Below are 14,050 nucleotides of genomic sequence, written 5' to 3'. Positions count from 1 at the left end.
CCATCCGCGAAGGCGGCCGTACCGTCGGCGCCGGCGTGGTCGCCAAGATCATCGCCTAAGCAAGACCCCATCACGAAGGCGGCCCTGTGCCGTAGGCCGCCTTCGTTTTTCGTTCTTTAGGAAACGTCATGAAAAACCAAAAGATCCGCATCCGTCTGAAGGCTTTCGATTACAAGCTGATCGATCAGTCCGCAGCGGAAATCGTTGACACCGCCAAGCGTACCGGCGCTGTCGTGCGCGGTCCGGTTCCCCTGCCCACGCGCATCCGTCGCTACGACGTGCTGCGTTCGCCGCACGTCAACAAGACGTCGCGCGACCAGCTCGAGATCCGCACCCATCAACGCCTGATGGACATCGTGGACCCCACCGACAAGACCGTTGACGCCCTGATGCGTCTGGACCTGCCGGCTGGCGTAGACGTCGAGATCGCGCTGCAGTAAGCAAGACGCCACGGGTTTGTGCCTGGCACGGGCCCGGCAAAAGGCCGCACCTCTTCGGGGTGCGGCCTTTTTCTTTGCAGGGCGGGGGCAGTTCGATCCGACCCGTTTTTTTAAGGCCACATCGCAAGCCCGCGTGCGCTAAGTACTTGTGCCAGCAGAAAAAACCGTGCTAATATGCGAGGCTTGCCATTTTGTGGCAACAAAAACTATGGAGCGGCGTCGGGTCAGGCCTTCCCAGGCGATATCTTCCGGATATTCCTGTGTTTCCACTGACGTTACTTCGGAGTTCTTAGCCCTGTAGGGCGAAGGCCGTTACCCTTTGCCTGATTAGCCCCGACCAATCGCAGTCGGGAATGGAGAAAACAATGTCGAATACGACGCCCACGCCCGCCGCCCATCGGCTGGGTCTGGTGGGTCGCAAGGTCGGCATGACCCGCATTTTTACCGAGGATGGCGAGTCCATTCCGGTCACTGTGCTGGACGTGTCCAACAACCGAGTGACCCAAGTCAAGTCCCTGGAAACTGACGGCTACGCCGCCATCCAAGTGACTTATGGCAACCGCCGCGCCACGCGCGTGACCAAGGCTGAAGCCGGTCACTTTGCCAAGGCCGGTGCCGAAGCCGGCAGCATCCTGAAAGAGTTCCGCCTTGATCCCACCCGCGCCGCCGAGTTCGCTCCTGGCGCCGTGATCGCTGTGGAATCGGTGTTCGAAGCCGGCCAACAGGTCGACGTGACGGGCACCACGATCGGTAAAGGCTTTGCCGGTACCATCAAGCGCCACAATTTCGGCGCCCAACGTGCTTCGCACGGTAACTCCCGCTCGCACCGCGTGCCTGGCTCCATCGGCCAAGCGCAAGATCCGGGCCGTATCTTCCCGGGCAAGCGCATGGCTGGCCATCTGGGTGATGTGACCCGTACCGTTCAGAACCTCGACGTCGTGCGCGTCGATGTCGAGCGCGGCCTGCTGATGGTCAAGGGCGCTGTCCCGGGCCACGCTGGTGGTGATGTCATCGTGCGTCCGGCAGTCAAGGCGCCGGCCAAGAAGGGGGCGTAAGTAAATGGATCTCAAGCTCCTGAACGACCAAGGTGAAGCCGCTACCTTCAGCGCGCCCGACACCATTTTCGGTCGCGATTTCAACGAAGCGCTGGTGCACCAGATCGTCGTGGCCTACCAGGCCAACGCTCGCAGCGGCAACCGCGCTCAGAAGGATCGTGCCGAAGTCAAGCACAGCACCAAGAAGCCCTGGCGCCAGAAGGGTACCGGCCGCGCTCGCGCCGGCATGACCTCGTCGCCGCTGTGGCGTGGGGGTGGTCGTGCGTTCCCGAACTCGCCTGAAGAGAACTTCAGCCAGAAGGTCAACAAGAAGATGTACCGTGCCGGGATCCGCTCGATCCTGTCGCAACTGGCCCGCGAAGGCCGCATCGCCGTGGTTGATTCCTTCTCGCTCGAGTCGCCCAAGACCAAGCTGGCTGCCGCCAAGCTGAAGTCGCTGGGTCTGGAATCCGTGCTGATCATCACCGACTCGGTGGATGAAAATGTTTACCTCGCCACCCGCAACCTGCCGCACGTTGCCGTGGTCGAGACCCGCTATGCCGATCCGCTGTCGTTGATCCACTACAAGAAAGTGCTGATCACCAAGCCGGCCATCGCGCAACTCGAGGAGATGCTCGGATGAACGCCGAACGCTTGATGCAAGTCATCCTGGCGCCGGTCGTGACTGAAAAAGCCACGTTCGTCGCCGAGAAGCACCAGCAAATCGCCTTCCGTGTCGTGGCCGACGCCACCAAGCCGGAAATCAAGGCTGCCGTCGAACTGCTCTTCAAGGTGCAGGTCGAAGCCGTGCAGGTCCTCAACCGTAAGGGCAAAGTCAAGCGCTTTGGCCGTTTCGTTGGCCGTCGTCGCAATGAGCGCAAGGCTTACGTCTCGCTCAAGGACGGCCAGGAAATCGACTTTGCGGAGGTGAAGTAAATGGCCCTCGTTAAAGTAAAGCCGACTTCGGCCGGCCGCCGTGGCATGGTGAAGGTCGTCAACCCGAAGCTGCACAAGGGTGCCCCGCACACCGCGCTGCTCGAGAAGAAGACCCGTGGCTCCGGCCGCAACAACAATGGCCACATCACTGTGCGCCATCGTGGCGGTGGTCACAAGCAGCACTACCGTGTGGTGGATTTCCGTCGCAACAAGGACGGCATCCCGGCCAAGGTTGAGCGTCTGGAATACGACCCCAACCGTACCGCCCACATCGCCCTGCTGTGCTACGCCGACGGCGAGCGCCGCTACATCATCGCCCCGCGCGGTCTGGAAGTGGGTGCCACGCTGATCTCGGGTATCGAAGCCCCGATCCGCGCCGGTAACACGCTGCCGATCCGCAACATCCCGGTGGGTACCACGATCCACTGCATCGAAATGATCCCTGGCAAGGGCGCCCAGATGGCGCGCTCGGCCGGCGCATCGGCGGTGCTGATGGCCCGTGAAGGCACCTACGCTCAGGTTCGCCTGCGCTCCGGCGAAGTGCGTCGCGTGCACATCGAGTGCCGCGCCACCATTGGCGAAGTGGGTAACGAAGAACACAGCCTGCGCCAGATCGGCAAGGCCGGCGCCATGCGTTGGCGCGGTGTCCGCCCGACGGTTCGTGGTGTTGCCATGAACCCGATCGATCACCCCCACGGTGGTGGTGAGGGCCGCACCGGCGAAGCTCGCGAGCCGGTCAGCCCCTGGGGTACTCCGGCGAAGGGTTTCAAGACCCGTCGCAATAAGCGGACGAGCAATATGATCGTCCAACGGCGCAAGCGCAAGTAAGAGGCGAACACTATGTCACGTTCGATCAAGAAAGGTCCGTTTGTCGACGCACACCTGATCAAAAAGGTGGAAACTGCCGTGTCGGGCAAGGACAAAAAGCCGATCAAGACCTGGTCGCGCCGTTCCACGGTGCTGCCCGAGTTCATCGGCCTTACCATTGCTGTGCACAACGGCCGCCAACACGTTCCGGTTTATATCAACGAGAACATGGTCGGCCACAAGCTCGGCGAGTTTGCGCTGACCCGTACGTTCAAGGGTCACGCCGCGGACAAGAAGGCGAAGAGGTAAGCGATGGAAACTACTGCCATTATCCGTGGGGTTCACATCTCGGCCCAGAAGACCCGGCTGGTTGCGGACATGATCCGCGGCAAGTCGGTCGCTCAGGCGCTGACCATCCTCAACTTCTCCCCGAAGAAGGCTGCCGGCATCCTGAAAAAGGCTGTTGAATCCGCCATCGCCAACGCTGAGCACAACGACGGCGCTGACATCGACGAGCTGAAAGTCACCACGATCTACGTGGACAAGGCGCAATCGATGAAGCGTTTCTCGGCTCGCGCCAAGGGCCGTGGCAACCGTATCGAGAAGCAGACCTGCCATATCACGGTCAAGGTCGGAGCGTAAGGAGTCAAGATGGGTCAGAAAATTCACCCCACTGGGTTCCGTCTCGCGGTCACCCGTAACTGGTCCTCGCGTTGGTACGCCGACGACAAGGCTTTCGGCAGCATGCTGGCCGAAGACATCCGCGTACGTGAGTACCTGAAGAAGAAGCTCAAGAGCGCTTCTGTCGGTCGCGTGGTCATCGAGCGTCCTGCCAAGAACGCCCGCATCACCGTTTACTCGGCTCGTCCGGGCGTGGTGATCGGCAAGCGTGGCGAGGACATCGAGAACCTGAAGGCTGATCTGCAGCGTCTGATGGGCGTGCCCGTGCACGTCAACATCGAGGAAATCCGCAAGCCGGAAACCGACGCTCAGCTGATCGCCGACTCGATCGCCCAGCAGCTCGAAAAGCGCATCATGTTCCGCCGCGCCATGAAGCGCGCCATGCAGAACGCCATGCGTCTGGGCGCCCAGGGCATCAAGATCATGAGCTCGGGCCGTCTGAACGGCATCGAAATCGCACGCACCGAGTGGTATCGCGAAGGCCGTGTGCCGCTGCACACGCTGAAGGCGAGCATCGACTACGGCACCTCGGAAGCCCATACCACCTACGGTGTGATCGGCATCAAGGTGTGGGTCTACAAGGGCGACATGCTGGCCAATGGCGAGCTGCCGGCCGAAACCGCTGCCCCGCGTGAAGATGAGCGCCGTCCGCGCCGTGCGCCCCGTGGCGATCGCCCCGATGGCGCCCGCAACGGCCGTCCGGGTGGTCGTGGTCGTGCTCCCCGCAAGGCGGACGCGGCTCCGGCTCCTGAAGGAGAATAACCATGCTGCAACCCTCTCGCAGAAAGTATCGCAAAGAGCAAAAGGGCCGCAACACCGGCCTGGCCACTCGCGGCGCGCAAGTGTCGTTCGGCGAGTTCGGTCTGAAGGCCACCGGCCGCGGTCGTCTGACCGCACGTCAGATCGAAGCCGCTCGTCGTGCCATCAACCGCCACATCAAGCGCGGCGGCCGTATCTGGATCCGCATTTTCCCGGATAAGCCGATCTCGCAGAAGCCCGCCGAAGTCCGTATGGGTAACGGTAAGGGCAACCCGGAGTTCTGGGTCGCCGAAATCCAGCCGGGCAAGGTGCTGTACGAAATGGAAGGGGTCAGCGAAGAGCTGGCGCGCGAGGCGTTCCGCCTGGCCGCTGCCAAGCTGCCGATCTCGACCACGTTCGTCGCGCGTCATATCGGTGCTTAAGGGGTACAAATATGAAAGCTAGCGAACTCCGTTCGAAAGACGCCGCCGAGCTGGGCAAAGAGCTCGAGAGCCTGCTGAAGGCGCAATTCGGTCTGCGTATGCAGAAGGCCACGCAGCAGCTCGGCAACACCAGCCAGCTGCGCAATGTGCGTCGCGACATCGCGCGTGTGCGTACCTTGCTGACTGAGAAGGCAGGGAAATAAACATGAGCGAAACGCAAAACACCCAGGTTACCAAGCGCCAGCGTACGCTGGTTGGCAAGGTCGTCAGCAACAAGATGGACAAGACGGTCGTCGTTCTGGTCGAACGCCGCGTCAAGCACCCCATCTTTGGCAAGATCATCATGCGCTCGGCCAAGTACAAGGCTCATGATGAATCGAACCAATACAACGAAGGCGATACCGTCGAAATCGCAGAAGGCCGCCCCATCTCCCGCTCGAAGGCGTGGAGCGTGGTGCGTCTGATCGAAGCGGCGCGCATCATCTAAGTTGTGCCTGCTGCGCCCCGGGTCCGACCCAGGGCGGCAGCAAAAGAAAAACCGGCATGGAGCGATCCCTGCCGGTTTTTTTATGGGCGCTGTCCCCGGTTCAGGGAGTGCGGCGCAACTTGCCGGCGATGCCGCCAGGAAAGTAATAGACCGACAGCACGAACAGCACACCCAACCAGAGCAGCCAGCGTTCGGGGGTGAGCAGCGGCTCCAGCCACGGAGCCAGCGGCCCCAGGCTGGTCGCGCCCTGGTGCAGAATCTGCAGACCATCCTGCAGATAGCTTTGGGCAAACACGAACAACGTGGCGCCCAGTACGGCGCCATACATGGTGCCCATGCCGCCGATCACCAGCATCAGCAGAATGTTGAGCATGATCTCGAAAGAGAGCGTGGTGTCGGGCCCGTTGTAGCGCAGCCAGAGCGCGTAGAGTGCGCCGGCCAGAGTGGCGAACAGCGCCGCCAGCACGTTCGATGCGCTGCGATAGATTACCGTGCGGTAGCCGATGGCTTCGGCGCGGAAGGGATTCTCGCGAATGGCCTGCAACACCCGACCGAAGGGCGAATTGACGATGCGCAGCAACAGCAGGAAGAGCACGAGGGCGGCAAAGAAGATCAGGTAGTAGGTCAGGATGCGGCCATCGATCCTCAGACCCAGCACCGGCTCGGCGAACAGTCTGTAGGCCGGGCGCAGCAGGGCAGGCACTTTGAAATTCAGGCCGTCTTCGCCACCGGTGAGCGCCGAGAGCTGTGAGCTGAGGGTCTGGAAGGCCGCAGCCACGGCCAGTGTGATCATGGCGTAGAAGATGGCCCGCACGCGCAGGCTCGCCAGGCCGATCAGCAGGGCAAACAGCAGCGATACGCCCAGTGCGAGGGCCACGCCCGTGCCGACGGCTGCCCAGCCCGGTTCCATCCGGGTGCTGGCGATCGCCACGCCGTAGGCGCCGATGCCGAAGAACATGGTGTGCGCGAAGCTGACGATGCCGGTGTAGCCCAACAGCAGGTCATAGCTGGCCACCAGCACGATGAAGACCAGGATCTTGGCGGCCACGGCCAGTGCGCGCGGACCGGGAAAGGCAAAAGGGGCGATGGCCAGCAGCACCACGATGAGGATGAGCAGCAACGCCAGCAGGCGGCTGCGGGGCGGATCGCCGGAAAGGATCTGTACAGGCATGGCGGAGGGTTAGCGCGGCTGGGCGACGGGATAGACGCCTTGCGGACGCCACAACAGGATGGCAACCATCAGGGCGATGTTGGAGAACAGGGCGGCTTTGGGCAGCAGAAAGCCGGTGTAGTTGGCCATCAGGCCAACCAGCAGCGCGCCGATCAGGCAGCCCACGGTGGACCCCAGCCCGCCGATCATGATGACGATGAAGATCAGCACGTTGACCTGCGCGCCCATCTGCGGCACGACGGACTGCTGGTAAAGCCCCCACAGCACGCCGCCCAGCCCGGCCAGCATGGACCCGGCGACGAACACGGCCACGAAGAGATGCCGGATGCGATAGCCCAGGCTCTCGACCATTTCGCGGTCTTCGACACCTGCCCGTATCAGCAGCCCGAGCTTGCTGCGGTTGAGGATCCAGACCAGCAGCAAGAGCACTGCCACGCCGCTTCCCAGCGCCAGCAGCCGGAATTTCTCGATCGCCGCATCGCCCAGCAGCAACGCGCCGCGCAGGGCCTCAGGCATCGGCAACGACAGGGTCTGGGGACCCCAGATCATTTTGATCAGTTCTTCGCCGATGATCAGCCCGCCCATGGTGATGAGGATCTGCTTGAGGTGCTGGCCATAGACGGGGCGAACGATCACGCGCTCGAACACCGCGCCGATGGCGCCTGCGACCAGCATCCCCACGATCATGGCCGGCACGATGGCGCCCAGATTGGCCAGCAGGCTAGGGCTGGCGGTCCAACCACCCATGGCGCCCAGCACGGTGGTTGCCATGTAGGCGCCGATGGCAATGAAAAGGCCGTGGCCGAAATTCAGGACGTCCATCAGGCCGAAGACCAGCGTCATGCCGGAGGCGACGATGAAGATGATCATGCCCATGGCCAGACCGGCCAGCGTCAGCGTCAGCCAGGTCGACCAGGATCCCACCAGCAGCAGCGCGATCAATGCCAGGCCGAGCACCAGCAGGGCAGGCAGGAAGTCGCGCCGCGCTGCGGGCAGGCGTTCGTCGACAGCGGAAAGGGTCGCGTTCATTGATGACTCCCGAGGGATAGCCCGAGCAGACGCTGTTGCAGGGCATCGTCTTCGGCCAGTGCGGCCATGGGGCCGCGATGGATCACGCGGCCGTCGTCCATCACGGCGACGTGATCGCCCAGCTGGCGCGCGAAACCGAAGTTCTGCTCCACCAGCAAGATCGTGGTGCCGCCCTGCTTGAGCTCCAGGAAGGCGTCGATCATGTTCTGCACGATTGCCGGGGCCAGCCCCTTGCTCGGTTCATCGACGATCAGCAGGCGGCGCGGCTCGATGATGGCGCGTGCGACGGCCAGCATCTGCTTCTGTCCGCCCGACAAGTTGCCAGCCGGGTACAGCCAGAACTTGCGCAGCGCCGGGAAGAAACCGAAGATCCATTCCAGCCGGTCGCTGTCCATGTCCCGGGCGCGGCGCGCCTGGCGGGCGGCGAGCAAGAGGTTCTCCTTGACCGTCAGGCCGGCGAAGATGCCCATGTTCTCCGGCACGTAGGCGATGCCGCGCCGCGCCATCTCGGGCGGGCTGGCCTGGATAGCCAGGCCATCCAGTTGCAGTTCACCCTGCGAGAGCGGCCACAGTCCCATGATCGTGCGCAGCGTCGTGGTCTTGCCCGCGCCATTGCGGCCCAGCAGCATCGTCACGCCGCCCTGGGCGATCTCCAGGTCGACACCATGCAGGATGTGGTACGCACCGATGTGGGTGTGGACATCCCGAAGTCGGAGTAAGGCCGTCATGCCGGCGCTCCCGTACCCAGATAGGCCTGCTGGACCAGCGGCGAGGCCATGATTTCGGCCGGCAGACCATCCGCCATGAGGCGGCCGTTGTGCAGCACCACGATACGGTCGGCCAGTTCGCGCACGACATCCATCTTGTGCTCGACCAGCAGAATGATCTTGCTGCGATCCTGTTTGAGTTCGCGGATCAGGTCCAGCACCACCGGCACGTCGTCAACACTCATGCCGGCGGTCGGTTCGTCGAACATGAAGACCTTGGGGCGCAGCGCGGCCAGCATGGCAATTTCAAGCTTGCGCTGATCGCCGTGCGGCAGCGAGGCGGCGCTGTGATCGCGCCGCGCCTGCAGACGGACCCGTTCCAGCAGGGTGTCGGCCTGCTCGATCAGATCGCGCTCGGCCCGCCAACTGCGCCACAGACGGATATGGCGCCAGCCCGCGCCTTGTTTGCGCGATTGCAGTGCCAGCCGGAGGTTCTCGTGCGTGCTCAGTTGTGGAAAGAGCTGCGTGAGCTGGAAGGCGCGGCCCAGTCCGGCGTGCATGCGCGCGGCAGCGCCCTGGTGGGTCAGGTCGCTGCCATCGAGCAGCACGCTGCCTTGGCTGGCTCGCAGCTGCCCGGAGATCAGATTGAAGTAGGTGGTCTTGCCTGCGCCGTTCGGGCCGACGATGGCGGTCAGCGACCCCGGTGCATACCGGGCGCTGACATCGTCGACGGCCGTGTGGCCGCCGAAGCGGATGGTGAGCGAGCGGGTTTCCAGCATGGGTTCAACGCTTGTTCATGACCGGCACGTTCATTTCCCCGGGAGGAATTTCCCGCAGCAGTTCCTGGACAGCCCAGGGAACGGAGGGGTCATCCTTGATGCGGAAGTGATACATCGATTGCATGGCCTGGTGGTCCTGCTCGCGGAAGGTCATGCGGCCCTTGGGGGTCTCGAAGCTCATGCCTTCCATTGCCTTGATCAAGGTGTCGGTATCCGAGTCACCTCCGGTCTTCTTGAGCGCCTCGACGATGGCGATGCCCGATGCCATGCCGCCGGCGGTAAAGAAATCGGGGGGCTGCCCGTGGCGCTTCTGGTGTTCGGCCACGAGCCACTCATTGACCGGGTTGCGGGGGATGCCGTAGTAGTAATAGGTCGCGCCTTCCATGCCGGCCAGGCTCTTGAGTGGCGTCATTGCGGCCAGCGTGTTGCCGCCGGTGGCGATCTCGATGCCGTAGCGCCTGGGATCCAGGTCGGCAATCTTGAAAGGGTTGCCGGCGCCGGCCCAGATGATGAAGATGATCTTGCGGCCGGGCTTGTCCTTGAGGGCATCGAAGAGGCGTTGCGCACCGCCCGTGAAATCGGTGGCGTTGGCCGGCAGGTACTCTTCATGCACGATCTTGGCGTTCTTGAGGGCGCCCTTGAAGGCGCGCACCCCGTCGCGGCCGAAGGCGTAGTCCTGTGCCAGCATGCCGATGTGGGTGCCTTCCTGGTCGAAGGCCACGGCGTTGGCGATGGCGTCCTGTGATGAGTTGCGGCCGGTGCGGAAAATATAGCGATTCCACTTTTCGCCAGTGATGGAATCGGCCACGGCCGGTTCGACCAGCAGGATCTTCTCGTACTCTTCGGCGATCGGCAGCATGGCCAGCGCCACACCCGAGGAGGTCGGCCCGACGGCCAGATCGGCGTCGTCATCGGCATAGGCAGAGGCCAGCTGGGCGCGGGCGATGTCCGGCTTGCCCTGATTGTCTTTCTCGATCACGCGGATCTTGCGGCCGGCCACCTCCATGCTGCCGCCGGTGGCGTACTCCAGCCCCATCATGAGACCGTTGTGGGTCTGTTTGGCGTAGGCCTCCAGCGGGCCGGTCTTGTCGTAGACATGAGCGATGACCAGGTCGGCGGCCCAGGCGGGCGCGCACAGCGCGATGCTGGTCAGGGCTGCGGCGATAAGGCGTTTCATGGGCGTTCTCCTCAGGCGCGGTGGTGCGCCAGGAATTGGCGTACCGGTTCGATCTGGGCGGCAACGTTCAGGCTGGGGGCATGACCGCAGCCGGGGAAGGTAAGCAATTGCGCGCGCGGACCGCGTTCGGTCATGGCTTGCGCCACCTCCGGCAGCAACAGATCGGATTCCTCGCCGCGCAGCAGCAGCAGCGGCTGGCGCAGGCTGTCGTACTCCATCCAGCGCTCGTAGTCGTCGGGGTAGTGTTCGAACTGGCCGACGATGGCCGGGTCATAGTGCAGGGTCAGGCGTCCATCGGGCAGACGCCGCAGCGACGTCTCGGCCATGCGGCGCCATTGGGCGTCGCTTTGCCAGCCGTAAGGCTGGTAGGCGCCGCGCAACCAGGTCTCCAGTTCGGTTACCGTGTCGAAGGCGGGCGGCTGGCTGGCGTAGTCGAGAATGCGCCGGATGGCCGGGCGCGGCAGCGTCGGGCCGATGTCGTTGATCACCAGGTGGCTCAGTCGCCCACGCAACTGCGTGGCGGCACCCAGCATGCCGATGGCGCCGCCCATCGAGGTGCCGACCCAGGCGGCGCGCTCGATGTGCAGGGCGTCCAGCAGGCCGGCGGCCAGGCCGATGTAGAAGTCGAGCCGGTATTCCTCGCGCGGGGCCGGGCTCCATTGCGACAGCCCGCGGCCCAGTGTGTCGGGGCAAAGGATGCGCCAATCCCGGCAAAGCGCCTGGGCCAGGTCGTCGAAGTCGCGTCCGGTGCGCGCCAGGCCATGCCACATGACCAGCGTGGGTGCGTCAGCCGGGCCCCATTCCATGTAATGCAGTTCGCGGCCCAGCACGCGCGCATAGCGCGAGGCCGGCAAGAATGCCGTCATGTCTCCTCCCAGATATCCCAGGTTGTTCTCTATCCGGGCCGACTATAGACTTGACGCTAATGCGGCAACAATGCGCCACCGCTGCGGCAATAGGCTGGATCAAAAGAATGTGCACGCTGCATCAAATGAGTGGGGCTCTGCCCGCCGGGAGACAGCATGGCCGACATGACATTTGCCACGACGCAGGTTGATCCGCGTCGCCGGCTCGACAGCTGGCGCGAAGCGCTGGCCGACGCCTTCGGGCCCTTCGAGGTGCATGCCGGGCAGGGCTGCGGAGCGTTCGCCGGTCGCCTGCGCTATCTGCGCCGGGCCAATCTGCAGTTCAACGATCTGCACTACCAGGGACAGAAACTCGAGCGCACGCGCGGCAACGTGTCGCAACTCGACGAAGAGTTCTACACCTTCGGGCTGCCGCTGGCCGGGCCGCTGGCGGTACTGCAGGAGGGCCGGCGCTTCGAGGTCGAGCCCGGCTGCGTCTATCTCATGAACCAGAGCGCGCCCTACCAGGCCGTTGCCCAGGGGGACGGCGGCTATCGCAGCCTGAGCATTTCATTTCCGCGCGCCGCTCTGGCGCAGCGGGCTGGCCGGCTGGAGTCGTTCTATAAACTTCGCGTCGATGACGGCGGCCCGCAGGGCCTGCTGCTCAAGAGCTACCTGGATCATCTGCTGGGCGGCATGCCGGCCTGGAGCGAGGCCGAGGTGGGTGCGCTGGGTGAGCATCTGATCGATCTGATCGTGCTGTTCCTGGTGCAGTCGCAGGCGGCACAGGCCTCCGAACTCGACAGCAGCGTCACGCTGGCGCACCGTGAGCGCGCCCTGGCGTACATGCGTCGCCAGCTTTCCGATCCTGCGCTGACACCGGCCTCGGTCGCCCTGGCCTGCGGAATTTCGCTGAGTTACCTGCACCGCATCTTTCAGGCTGCGGGGCTGGGGGTGGAGTCGCAGTTGTACGCGCTGCGCCTGGAACACTGCCGCCGCCTGCTGCAGGATCCTGCCCATGCGCATCGCTCGATTGCCGAGCTGGCGTTCCAAAGCGGTTTTGCCCATGCCGCGCATTTCAGTCGTCAGTTCCGCCAACGTTTTGGCATGACGGCGCGCGAGTACCGGGCAGCCGCCCGCCAGGCCGGCGGGCGGCGCGACGCCATCGACGGATGACGTCACGCGCGGGGCGGAGATGCCCCGCGCGGGCTCATCCTCACACGTGGGTGATGAACTTGGTGACCAGGTAGCCGTCGAAGGTTTCCTGGCCGCCTTCGCTGCCGATACCGCTGTCCTTGACGCCGCCAAAGGGCGTCTCGGCCAGAGCGCTGCCGAAGTGGTTGATGTTCACCATGCCGACCTCCAGGGCGTTGGACACCTTGGTGGCGGTCTTCAGCGACTCGGTGAAGACATACGAAGACAGGCCGAAGGGCAGGCTGTTGGCGCGCTTGAGGACTTCGTCGGTGTCCTTGAAGCGCACGATCGGAGCCACCGGGCCGAAGGGCTCTTCGGTCATCAGCATGGAGTCATCGGGCACGTCGGTGATGACGGTCGGATTGAAGAAGAAGCCCTTGTCCGAAGGCGCGTCGCCGCCCAGTACCACCTTGCCGCCCCGCTTGCGGGCGTCTTCGATGAATTGCGTCATCACCGGCACGCGGCGCTCATGCGCCAGCGGGCCCATCTGCACGCCATCATCCAGGCCATTGCCGACCTTGATGCCGGAGAGGACTTCGGTGAAGGCCGACACAAATGCGTCGTAGGCGCCTTCCTGGATATAGAAACGGGTCGGCGAGATGCAGACCTGGCCGGCGTTGCGGATCTTGAAGCGGGCCAGCATGTCGGCGGCGCGCTTGACGTCGGCGTCGTTAAACACCAGCACCGGGGAGTGGCCGCCCAGCTCCATCGTCACCGGCTTCATGTGGGCGCCGGCCAGGGCGGCCAGCTGCTTGCCCACCGGCACCGAGCCGGTGAACGACACCTTGCGCACGATCGGCGAGCGGATGAGGTAATCGGAGATCTTGGCCGGTTCGCCCCAGACGATGTTCAGGCAGCCCTTGGGCAGGCCGGCTTCGTGGAACAGGCGGGCAATCGCCATGACGGCGCTGGGCGAATCTTCCGGACCCTTCAGCACGATGGTGCAGCCGGCGCCCAGCGCGGCGCAGATCTTGCGAATGGCCTGGTTGTACGGAAAGTTCCAGGGGGTGAAGGCGACGCATACGCCGATCGGCTCGCGCACGACCATCTGGCGGGCATCCGGATTGCGCGGCGGCACGATGCGGCCGTAGATGCGGCGGCACTCTTCGGCGTGCCAGTCGGCATGCTCGGAGCAGCTGACGATCTCACCCACGGCCTCGGCCAGCGGCTTGCCCTGGTCCAGGGTCATGTTGCGTCCGATGGTCTTGGCCTGTTCGCGCGAGAGCTCGCCCACTTTGCGCAGAATGGCGGCGCGCTCCATCGGCGAGGTGCGCTTCCAGGTCTGGAAGGCGCGTTCGGCAGCCTGCAGGGCGCGATCCAGGTCAGCCTGGCTGGCATGCGGCAACTGGCCCAGCACTTCGCGGGTGGCCGGGTTGATCACATCCTGAGTCTTGCGGCCTTCGCCGGACAGAAACTCACCATCGATATACAAAGCCAATTGTTCGTACATGCCAATCTTTCCTTGGAGGAAGTGGGAGGAATGAAAAAAAAGGGGGGCGCATGCCCACACCCGACAAGAGTCAGTCTAAACCAGCTTGACGGTTGTGGTCTGCACCACTGTGGATCTTCTGGAAGGGGCCAA

The 14,050-nt window shown here is 63.9% G+C and carries 19 protein-coding genes; 12 read left to right on the top strand and 7 right to left on the bottom strand.

What is annotated here, in order from left to right; genetic code table 11:
• Positions 1-128 precede the first annotated feature (128 nt).
• From rpsJ to rpsQ, 11 genes are all read left to right on the top strand, one after another.
• Complete coding sequence (rpsJ, locus tag A7V84_RS18870; protein WP_025514447.1) at positions 129-440, top strand: 30S ribosomal protein S10; 312 nt, start codon at positions 129-131, stop codon at positions 438-440.
• Between the two features lie 365 nt (positions 441-805).
• A complete protein-coding gene (gene rplC / locus A7V84_RS18865) occupies positions 806-1,495 on the top strand; it encodes a 50S ribosomal protein L3 (protein WP_082832947.1) in 690 nt (229 codons plus the stop codon).
• Between the two features lie 4 nt (positions 1,496-1,499).
• A complete protein-coding gene (rplD, locus tag A7V84_RS18860) occupies positions 1,500-2,117 on the top strand; it encodes a 50S ribosomal protein L4 (protein ID WP_025514443.1) in 618 nt (205 codons plus the stop codon).
• A complete protein-coding gene (gene rplW, locus A7V84_RS18855; protein WP_025514441.1) occupies positions 2,114-2,410 on the top strand; it encodes a 50S ribosomal protein L23 in 297 nt (98 codons plus the stop codon). The genes rplD and rplW overlap by 4 nt, the downstream gene beginning before the upstream one ends.
• Positions 2,411-3,238, top strand: a complete 828-nt coding sequence (rplB, locus tag A7V84_RS18850) for a 50S ribosomal protein L2 (protein WP_025514439.1) — start codon at positions 2,411-2,413, stop codon at positions 3,236-3,238.
• A 12-nt stretch (positions 3,239-3,250) separates the two neighbouring features.
• Positions 3,251-3,526, top strand: coding sequence for a 30S ribosomal protein S19 (gene rpsS, locus A7V84_RS18845; RefSeq protein ID WP_025514437.1), 276 nt, complete (start codon positions 3,251-3,253; stop codon positions 3,524-3,526).
• Positions 3,527-3,529: 3 nt separating this feature from the next.
• Complete coding sequence (gene rplV, locus A7V84_RS18840) at positions 3,530-3,859, top strand: 50S ribosomal protein L22 (RefSeq protein ID WP_025514436.1); 330 nt, start codon at positions 3,530-3,532, stop codon at positions 3,857-3,859.
• Between the two features lie 9 nt (positions 3,860-3,868).
• Positions 3,869-4,660, top strand: a complete 792-nt coding sequence (gene rpsC / locus A7V84_RS18835) for a 30S ribosomal protein S3 (RefSeq protein WP_025514433.1) — start codon at positions 3,869-3,871, stop codon at positions 4,658-4,660.
• A 2-nt stretch (positions 4,661-4,662) separates the two neighbouring features.
• Positions 4,663-5,079, top strand: coding sequence for a 50S ribosomal protein L16 (gene rplP, locus A7V84_RS18830; RefSeq protein WP_025514431.1), 417 nt, complete (start codon positions 4,663-4,665; stop codon positions 5,077-5,079).
• Between the two features lie 11 nt (positions 5,080-5,090).
• Complete coding sequence (rpmC, locus tag A7V84_RS18825) at positions 5,091-5,282, top strand: 50S ribosomal protein L29 (RefSeq protein ID WP_025514429.1); 192 nt, start codon at positions 5,091-5,093, stop codon at positions 5,280-5,282.
• Between the two features lie 2 nt (positions 5,283-5,284).
• The gene (rpsQ, locus tag A7V84_RS18820; RefSeq protein ID WP_025514428.1) at positions 5,285-5,566 is read left to right on the top strand and encodes a 30S ribosomal protein S17; all 282 of its coding nucleotides are present in this window, start codon (positions 5,285-5,287) and stop codon (positions 5,564-5,566) included.
• A gap of 100 nt (positions 5,567-5,666) precedes the next feature.
• Here the strand turns inward: rpsQ and A7V84_RS18815 are convergent, their stop codons facing one another.
• From A7V84_RS18815 to A7V84_RS18790, 6 genes are read right to left on the bottom strand one after another with little or no spacing between them, the layout of a single operon-like run.
• Positions 5,667-6,737 carry a branched-chain amino acid ABC transporter permease gene (locus tag A7V84_RS18815; protein WP_025514426.1) on the bottom strand — a complete coding sequence of 357 codons (1,071 nt, stop codon included), beginning with the start codon at positions 6,735-6,737 and terminating at the stop codon, positions 5,667-5,669.
• Positions 6,738-6,746: 9 nt separating this feature from the next.
• The gene (locus tag A7V84_RS18810; protein ID WP_025514423.1) at positions 6,747-7,766 is read right to left on the bottom strand and encodes a branched-chain amino acid ABC transporter permease; all 1,020 of its coding nucleotides are present in this window, start codon (positions 7,764-7,766) and stop codon (positions 6,747-6,749) included.
• Positions 7,763-8,494, bottom strand: coding sequence for an ABC transporter ATP-binding protein (locus A7V84_RS18805; protein WP_025514421.1), 732 nt, complete (start codon positions 8,492-8,494; stop codon positions 7,763-7,765). The genes A7V84_RS18810 and A7V84_RS18805 overlap by 4 nt, the downstream gene beginning before the upstream one ends.
• On the bottom strand, positions 8,491-9,252 hold the full coding sequence (locus A7V84_RS18800; RefSeq protein WP_063491694.1) for an ABC transporter ATP-binding protein: 762 nt from the start codon (positions 9,250-9,252) through the stop codon (positions 8,491-8,493). The genes A7V84_RS18805 and A7V84_RS18800 overlap by 4 nt, the downstream gene beginning before the upstream one ends.
• A gap of 4 nt (positions 9,253-9,256) precedes the next feature.
• On the bottom strand, positions 9,257-10,429 hold the full coding sequence (locus A7V84_RS18795; protein ID WP_033535214.1) for a substrate-binding domain-containing protein: 1,173 nt from the start codon (positions 10,427-10,429) through the stop codon (positions 9,257-9,259).
• 11 nt (positions 10,430-10,440) lie between these two features.
• A complete protein-coding gene (locus A7V84_RS18790; RefSeq protein WP_025514416.1) occupies positions 10,441-11,295 on the bottom strand; it encodes an alpha/beta fold hydrolase in 855 nt (284 codons plus the stop codon).
• 156 nt (positions 11,296-11,451) lie between these two features.
• Between A7V84_RS18790 and A7V84_RS18785 the strand changes: the two genes are divergently transcribed.
• Positions 11,452-12,450, top strand: a complete 999-nt coding sequence (locus A7V84_RS18785) for an AraC-like ligand-binding domain-containing protein (protein WP_025514414.1) — start codon at positions 11,452-11,454, stop codon at positions 12,448-12,450.
• A gap of 40 nt (positions 12,451-12,490) precedes the next feature.
• On the opposite strand, the gene A7V84_RS18780 is transcribed toward A7V84_RS18785, so the two are convergent.
• Positions 12,491-13,918: an NAD-dependent succinate-semialdehyde dehydrogenase gene (locus A7V84_RS18780; RefSeq protein ID WP_025514412.1), complete on the bottom strand. Its 1,428-nt coding sequence runs from the start codon at positions 13,916-13,918 to the stop codon at positions 12,491-12,493.
• Positions 13,919-14,050 lie beyond the last annotated feature (132 nt).

The sequence above is a fragment of the Bordetella trematum genome, assembly GCF_900078335.1.
GTDB classification, from domain to species: domain Bacteria; phylum Pseudomonadota; class Gammaproteobacteria; order Burkholderiales; family Burkholderiaceae_B; genus Bordetella; species Bordetella trematum.
The sequence above is the reverse complement of the archived record's forward strand: the minus strand, read 5'-3'. Positions and strand labels throughout refer to the sequence as shown.